This is a genomic window from Chamaesiphon sp. OTE_75_metabat_556, assembly GCF_031378165.1.
Classification (GTDB): Bacteria; Cyanobacteriota; Cyanobacteriia; order Cyanobacteriales; family Chamaesiphonaceae; genus Chamaesiphon.
Genome location: NZ_JANNDR010000077.1, coordinates 1 through 7608 on the forward strand (window position 1 = coordinate 1; position 7608 = coordinate 7608).

The following is a 7608-nucleotide window of genomic DNA, read 5'->3' on the forward strand; positions in this document are numbered from 1 at the left end:
CAGCGGAACTGCGAACCAAGATCTCGGCATAAATGTGTACTTCCAGCGAATCAGCGTGCGATCGACTGAAGTATCATCACTCTCAAACCACCATTCTCCCGTTGCTGATCTGACTAAAAATCCCAAGGCACCAGAGAAATCGCTGACTACATAGGCGAAATAGCGCGGACGATTGTACTGTGTCAGCCGTTCGTGGGCATAGCTGCCATCTGATAAATGCACTATTCTCGTCTGTCCGATTGTGTCCCAATTTCCAGTTTGAGCCGCTGTCCGAATCACTGCGGGCAATAAACCATAACCTCTAAAGATTGAGGTGAGATCGATCGGGACAACATGCCCAAAAGCCTTGATCGGACTTACCGAAACTTGGATACTAACTACTGATGAAATCATCGATCGATTGGATATAAATTACCTGAATCCTGGTTTCTGAAAACTGCCTATTGCTGTTCCGATCGCAATTTCAACGCTTGATTCATCTCTTCAAATCCGCGTCGCGTCTGTATATTTAAACTACGCCAGAAGAAGGGCACGAGCAACCCCGAAAACTTTTCGCTCTGCACGAATCTGACTCGGCGATCGCCGAGAGGCTCGACTTGAAAGCGGTGTTCGCCATCAAAGATCCCTGGCAATATGACCCGTCCCAACCACCGCAATTCTTTGTTTGGATCTGCGGCGAGCACTACGGGTCGAAATATCATAGCGGAACCGCCAGGTGGTTGAATTTTTACTTTTAATTTAGTACCGATCTTTGCCTTACCATCGATCGATCGAATAAAAGGGTTCCATAGATCGAACCTGTCGAATTCAGTGAGAATTTCCCAAACAACATTTGGCGAAGCGTCGATTTCAATGCTGGTAATTAATTGTCTGGCCATATATCTTTCGCGATCGATAATTTTGATTAATTGCTGACAATCTGGTAGCGTTTTGGCGGTCGTCCATTCACAAGATGGCTCTCGACGATCTCAGGAATATCTTCACGCTTCAGATGACCGTATAAATGCCGATTGGGAAACAATAGTTTTCGGAGTTTGCGCTGAATTTTATCGGGCAACCACATGAAATTTTGCCAACTAGCCCGATACACGGCTACCACCGTCCCCGACTCACAACGATCGAGACATCCCGACTGCCGGATTTCAACTCGATTTGCTAATTGTTGTCGATCGATCTCATCGCGAAAAGCTTGGTAAATCTCTACCCCACCACAATTAAAGCAACAGTTTTCAGGATTATCTAAATTGCCACGCTGTCTCGTACACACAAACACTCGATATTTAGTTGCATTCATGATGTCTCGATCGCTGATTAAGTCCATAATATGAGTTAATACTCGTATTGCCAACTCGCTTTCTACTTAGGTGTGTTTATGCCCGACAAACCTGCCACAAAGCCCCGTAAACTGCCACGACAAGATCGATCCAGAGTCACCGTTGACGCAATTTTAGAAGCAACTACTCGCATTTTGGTGGAGGAAGGCTATGACAAAGCCAATACCAATCGGATTGCCGAGCGAGCGGGAATTAGTATCGGCTCGCTCTATCAATACTTCCCGAATAAAGAATCCCTGCTGGCTGCACTGGTGGAACAACACGTGACTGAAATGGCTGAATTAATCGAGATAAAACTCGATCGATTGTTTGATTCGCCACTAGAGATCGTCATTCCCGAAATTATCAAAGCCGTAGTCGCTGCTCATGCCATTAATCCCCGACTACATCAAGTACTGAGCGAAGAAATCCCCTGCTCGGAACGCTCGCCCCAAATGCAACAAGCCGATAAACGGATTACCGAACTATTGCGGACATATCTCGATCGATGGCGCGATGTCATTCAGCCGCAAAACATCGATCTGACAGTATTCATTCTGAGTCGGACTGTTGACGCTCTCTGCCATGCCGCAGTAATTGAATATCCCAATTTTGTTTGCGATGGTCAGTTTGAACGTGAAGTTTCCAACTTATTGCTGTCTTACCTGACTAAGAATCCAATGGAAGTGAAACCGAAGCTCGACTCATTTTTAGATTGTTAGCCTCTGACTCCTGACTTCTGACTTCATTCAACTGATGTAATGTATCTACAAAGTCGCGAATGCCTTGAAATTGGCGATAAACAGACGCAAATCGGACGTAGGCAACTTCACTCAGTGGGCGCAATTCTCGCAGCACCAATTCGCCAATTTCGGCAGTTGTCACCTCTCTGAGGGTACGCGTTTGGAGTTGAGATTCAATATCATCAACGATCGATTCGAGAGTATCCGGGGTGAGGCCGGTTTTTTGACAGGCATGAATCATCCCCCTCAACAGCTTGGATCTGTCAAAATATTCGCGACGGGAATCTTGTTTGATGACAGTAACGGGGACGAATTCCAATCGTTCGTAAGTCGTAAAGCGATGTTTGCACTTGAGACACTCTCGCCGTCTACGAATACTCTGTCCGGCTTCTGTCGATCGAGATTCCAAGACCCGACTATCTGTATATTGGCAGTATGAACATTGCATTAGAGAGTTGGGAGTTGGGAGTTGGGAGTTATCAGCAATTAATAATTACTGCCTTAAAAAGCAAAATCTGAGCTGACTAGAGATGTCTCTAGATTAGCTCAGATCGTGACTCAACTGAATTGTTGCTTATTTGCGCGGAATTTTGGGTGGTTCGCGAAAAGCGATCGCAAAAAAGACTACACCCAAAGCCAACGTCGTGACCAAAATATAAATAGTTGCTTCCATTGTCAGAATCCTATGGGATAACTTTTAGTTTAACAAACAGTCAGGGTATCGAGGGATATTAACTTAGGTAGTACCAAGTTTAACGCCCCCGACACCCAGATTTCTAGGCTTCTTTACGACGAGTAGTTGGGTCTCCCAATTTCTGGAACAGACCGAATTCGACTTGCTCTTCCATATCGGCTTCTACACCAGCAAATACGTCGCGGTAGATCGTCCGCGAACCATGCCAGAGATGACCGAAGAAGAAGAATAAAGCGAACACAGCATGACCGAAAGTGAACCAACCGCGCGGACTAGTCCGGAATACACCGTCAGAGCCGAGTTTTTCACGATCGAATTCAAAGATTTCGCCACCTTGAGCTTTGCGGGCAAACTGCTTGACTAAAGTGGGATCTTTAATGGTTTGACCATTTAAAGCACCACCGTAGAAGCTAGCCGTAATCCCAGCTTGCTCGAAACTGTATCTCGATTCTGCCCGACGGAATGGTACGTCCGCACGTACAACACCTTCGGAATCAGTCAAGACTACAGGGAAACTTTCAAAGAAGTTGGGCAGACGACGCACGCTCAGTACTCGACCTTCAGAGTCTTTGAATACTGGGTGTCCTTGCCAACCTTGGGCGATCCCATCGCCTTTATTCATTGGCCCCGTGCGGAATAGTCCGCCTTTGGCAGGGCTATTACCGACATAGTCATAGAATGCCAATCTGTCAGGAATTGCCTGCCAAGCTTGAGCTTCAGTTTTACCATCTTCGATGCTAGTTTGAACGCGACGTTGAATTTCCTGTTGGAAATAACCACTATCCCACTGATAGCGCGTCGGGCCGAATAACTCGATCGGTGTTGTTGCACATCCGTACCACATAGTTCCAGCAACGATAAAAGCTGCGAAGAATACTGCGGCGATACTAGAAGACAATACAGTCTCGATATTTCCCATCCGCAGTGCTTTGTAAAGACGTTCGGGCGGACGGACAGTCAAGTGGAATAAACCAGCAATAATCCCCACGGTACCCGCAGCAATGTGGTGAGCGACTACGCCACCAGGATTGAAGGGATTGAACCCAGAAGGCCCCCATTCTGGCGCAACTGGAGCTACATGCCCAGTAATCCCAAATGGGTCAGTTACCCACATCCCCGGCCCAAATAGACCAGTTAGGTGGAATGCTCCGAAACCGAAACAGAGTAACCCAGATAAGAACAAGCGAATCCCAAACATTTTGGGTAAATCTAATGCGGGTTCGCCCGTCCGAGGATCTGTGAACAGTTCCAAGTCCCAGTAGACCCAGTGCCAAATCGATGCCAAGATCAGCATCCCAGACAGAATAATGTGAGCGGTAGCTACACCTTCAAAAGACCAGAAGCCAGCATCTGCTGCTGATTCACCTGGAACAATACTCCAACCACCCCAAGATTTGGTAATGCCAAGGCGTGCCATGAAAGGCATGACAAACATGCCTTGTCGCCACATGGGGTTGAAAACTGCGTCACTAGGGTCGAAGTTTGATAGTTCAAATAGAGCCATCGAACCAGCCCAACCAGCAACTAAAGCTGTGTGCATTAAATGCACGGATATCAGCCGACCTGGGTCATTCAGGACGACTGTATGCACACGATACCAGGGTAGTCCCATCGACTACGATCCTCCTTAAAATAGGTGTCTACGAAAATTCTTATTTTTTAAATAATCTCATGCATTATGTTATCCGCTTCCAACCTCTGAGGCAAGGCGATCTTACCAAATTCATTCTGTGCCTGTCGATCGCCTCAAACATCCACACGACTAGACGCATAGTGGTTCTAGCACTTTTGCAAATCCTATTTTAATTAAGATTTATCCTCAGAATGTTTACAAATGTTAATAATAGAAGTTAGGGATTAGAGGGTAGCGATTCGCGCACGCCTTTAGTTCCCGACGGTTTAGCGGATGCATACGCCTTCGGCGGGGCAAAGCCCTACGCATTGAGGTTTCCGTCTAGCGACACGCCTCGCTTCGTATCTCCTACGGAGAGGCTTCGCCAACGTCTACAGCGTGCGTTGCACCAAGCAGCGAATCAAGACAGGGGATAGGTCAATTTTAGGCTCGCTCGATCTGCCTGATGACAACCCATTTATAAGTAAGGGTTGAAGCCGTAGCGTGAGTAGTAGTTGGGAACTAGCAAGAATCTGTCAACTTAGGGTCATCGATCTTTTAAGCTTCGATCTCATTGTTTGCTGTGGCGATCGATTGTGAGCTAGTCAGTACCATCGCAGTACTACTATTGGTGACAAATCCGAGCTGCTCGTAGAAACGTTGGTGGTGAGTGGTGAACAGATAGATCCGCTCGACTCGCTGGATGTAGGGATGAGCGAGCACGGTTTCGACTATTTGCGACCTAAGCCTAGGCGTTGATAATCGGGATCGATCGCAACATCCCAAATCGCCGCTCGATAGATCCCGTCAGAAGTTGCTCTGGCAAAACCAATTAATTTGTCTTCATCCCAAGCCGATACCACTGGTTCGCTATGATCGATCGCAATTTGGAGATCTTCGACTCGTCGATCTACCGCCCAGAATGCACTTCGATTCAGAAGTTCTTGCAGTTGAGGGATGTCGATATCTTCTCTGCGATCGCAAAACCGAATAGAGTGGACGTTCATTGGCGCACTAAATGTTTGAGTAGTTGATGACTAGCAATGCTGTTACCTACTCTAAATCATCCCCAGCAAACAATGATATTCAGTTGTGAAATTCGCATGGAAACACGAAGGCTCACACTCCCAACCCTGACGAATCATCGAAGCTTCTTTCTCATTCTCAATGCCGCTGCTCCACCGATTAAGGTACCAATGAAACTTAACGGTTCGGGAACGGCGGGGGAATTAGTCGCACTTCCTGAAATAGTGAAGTTATCCACAAATTGAGCAGCAGTAGCTTTGAGAAAATGTTTGAATTTCATTTTGATAAATTATATTTTCCGTGTCTGTATCATCACGTAATTCATTCGTTGCCTTGTCCCATCCCCGTCAGCCGCCGTAGGATAAGATCGAGTTTCCCGTTCGTTTCTGTTCTCAACTCTCTGACCTCACCCTCTAATTGATCGAATCTGGCATTAATCTGTTCTTCGAGCGCGTCAATCTCGTCATACACTCGATCGAACCCTGAGTTAATTTCTTTCCCCGTTAACTGGGTTTCTTCGAGCCTCGTCAGTCGTCGATCGAGAATGCGGAACTGTCGATCGACCGCTCTCTCTCTGTCACTGGGTTGGTCGTTAGCTTGTGTCATAATGTTTCGTAATTAAATATGTTGGATATCGATCGCGCTGCTAGTAACAGTCTTTCGATCGAAATAGCCCTCGCCTTCACTGGTGGGGGCTATTTCGATTATATGGGCACCTACTAAGAATTTACCCACAGCTTTCAACCAAGATTTTGAAAATCAAGATCCAGAAGACTTTTCATCATTGTGGAATAAAGCCCAATATCGAGATACTGGGCACCACGGCTAATTGGATTCAATCGACCCATCCCTGCTTCTATCTGTCCAGATCGAGATCTTGATGCAGAAAGCAAAATTCTCGGTTTTCAGAATCGTAATATGTGACATCATTGCGGCAATCGCAGTAACAGCAACAAATTTTACTTGAAGGAAAATGGATCTCTTCATTGGGATAGCGAAAACCTTGTTTATTTTTCATGATTTTTTACTTGGTTTGGTGGATCTAGAAATCGATCGCTCGGTCATCAAATTGAACTTGTCGGGAGGTTGTAGCTTCTTAGCCATAGGTGATAATGAGGGTAGTTTTATTTGGTGTCGATCGACATCCTTTTTGGGTGTCGATCGTTTTTGTCTAGTTTGTTGGGTACTGTGTTCGCACGTTTCTCCTAGAAAGGCGTGGATGCATTTTAATTCAATTAATCTATTTGCGGAAGTATCAGTCTACTGACACCCTCAGTCTACTGACACCTTTTATTACAGCCTTGGTGCTGATGGTAGTATCGGAAATAGGTATTTCACAAAGACCGCCATTAATGCTGCCAGTGCTGCTAGTGCTGTACCCCGAAAGATGAAGCCCCAAAATCCCAGCTTAGTTCGCTCTTCATACTTGGCATCCACCTTATCGATCTTCCCCTCTAGCTTTGCCTCAACAGTGTGGATCTTCCCCTCTAATTGGGTGAATTTAGTATCGACATTAGCGATTCTAGTATTGATGTCAGTTTTGCCAACATGCTCTAACGTCAAATCGGCGTTAACCTTTTTGGGAGTTTGTAATTTCTTAGCCATAGGGGATAATAAGGGTAGTTTTTTGTGTTTTTCGCCCGTGCTTTCGCTTGAGGCGATTTTTAGTGCGTGTTGGTTGGGATTGATTGCTTATTCGGCAAAACTATGATGACACGCTCAGTCGGTTATTTTTCACGACATTGATGGAGGATTCACCACCGAATAAGCATTATCGTTGTCCCTATTGGGTTGCAGCCTCAGATTGACGGTGAATGATCCGTCAATGTCGAGCTTGGACTCGTTCGATTTTCCCAAACTTCCCACAGGCGGGGATGTGGACTCGATCGCCTACTTTAGGGGCTATTTTCTCCAATTTAGTGTAGGGTGTGTAGGGTTGATGCACCCTACATGTAGGGTTGAAACCGTTACTATAAGCTAATAGTGTAGGGTGTGTAGGGTTATCTAACTCTGGTAGAAGATCTGAATTATTTAATAAGAGGGGGAAACACTTTTCATCTGTAGTGGGTGAGGTATCTTCTTCAAAAATCAACAAACAAGTATTCCCGATCGATCGCGTGCAAACAAGTCGAAATTAATACCCACTTATTCGGTATATAGACACAAAAAATCGGCTGTTAGGACTGAATTGGTTCCTAAAAGCCTTGTTATGTCTTTGCA

10 protein-coding genes and 1 pseudogene are annotated in these 7608 nt (G+C 45.8%); 1 reads left to right on the plus strand and 10 read right to left on the minus strand.

What is annotated here, in order from left to right; translation table 11 throughout:
* The 3 genes from RMO27_RS03790 to RMO27_RS03800 form a co-directional block, all read right to left on the minus strand.
* Window positions 1-393, minus strand: a 393-nt coding sequence (locus RMO27_RS03790) for an SRPBCC family protein (protein WP_309729260.1), incomplete at its 3' end; no start/stop codon positions are given.
* A 47-nt stretch (window positions 394-440) separates the two neighbouring features.
* Window positions 441-878, minus strand: a complete 438-nt coding sequence (locus RMO27_RS03795; protein WP_309729264.1) for an SRPBCC domain-containing protein — start codon at window positions 876-878, stop codon at window positions 441-443.
* Between the two features lie 26 nt (window positions 879-904).
* Entirely contained in the window at window positions 905-1321 is a 417-nt protein-coding gene (locus RMO27_RS03800; RefSeq protein ID WP_309729266.1) for a (2Fe-2S) ferredoxin domain-containing protein, read from the minus strand.
* A 51-nt stretch (window positions 1322-1372) separates the two neighbouring features.
* Here RMO27_RS03800 and RMO27_RS03805 point away from each other — a divergent pair, with 51 nt between their 5' ends.
* Window positions 1373-2035, plus strand: a complete 663-nt coding sequence (locus RMO27_RS03805) for a TetR/AcrR family transcriptional regulator (RefSeq protein WP_309729268.1) — start codon at window positions 1373-1375, stop codon at window positions 2033-2035.
* On the opposite strand, the gene nrdR is transcribed toward RMO27_RS03805, so the two are convergent.
* From nrdR to RMO27_RS03845, 7 genes and pseudogenes are all read right to left on the minus strand, one after another.
* A complete protein-coding gene (gene nrdR / locus RMO27_RS03810; protein WP_309729270.1) occupies window positions 1983-2504 on the minus strand; it encodes a transcriptional regulator NrdR in 522 nt (173 codons plus the stop codon). The genes RMO27_RS03805 and nrdR overlap by 53 nt on opposite strands.
* Window positions 2505-2630: 126 nt before the next feature.
* Window positions 2631-2729 carry a photosystem II reaction center protein T gene (locus RMO27_RS03815; protein ID WP_309729272.1) on the minus strand — a complete coding sequence of 33 codons (99 nt, stop codon included), beginning with the start codon at window positions 2727-2729 and terminating at the stop codon, window positions 2631-2633.
* A gap of 103 nt (window positions 2730-2832) precedes the next feature.
* A complete protein-coding gene (gene psbB / locus RMO27_RS03820) occupies window positions 2833-4362 on the minus strand; it encodes a photosystem II chlorophyll-binding protein CP47 (RefSeq protein WP_309729274.1) in 1530 nt (509 codons plus the stop codon).
* A gap of 558 nt (window positions 4363-4920) precedes the next feature.
* A pseudogene (locus tag RMO27_RS23720) lies at window positions 4921-5369 on the minus strand (GNAT family N-acetyltransferase).
* A gap of 134 nt (window positions 5370-5503) precedes the next feature.
* The gene (locus RMO27_RS03835) at window positions 5504-5668 is read right to left on the minus strand and encodes a PEP-CTERM sorting domain-containing protein (protein ID WP_309729280.1); all 165 of its coding nucleotides are present in this window, start codon (window positions 5666-5668) and stop codon (window positions 5504-5506) included.
* Window positions 5669-5709: 41 nt separating this feature from the next.
* Window positions 5710-5994, minus strand: coding sequence for a hypothetical protein (locus RMO27_RS03840; protein ID WP_309729282.1), 285 nt, complete (start codon window positions 5992-5994; stop codon window positions 5710-5712).
* A gap of 687 nt (window positions 5995-6681) precedes the next feature.
* On the minus strand, window positions 6682-6993 hold the full coding sequence (locus tag RMO27_RS03845) for a hypothetical protein (RefSeq protein WP_309729284.1): 312 nt from the start codon (window positions 6991-6993) through the stop codon (window positions 6682-6684).
* Window positions 6994-7608: the final 615 nt, after the last annotated feature.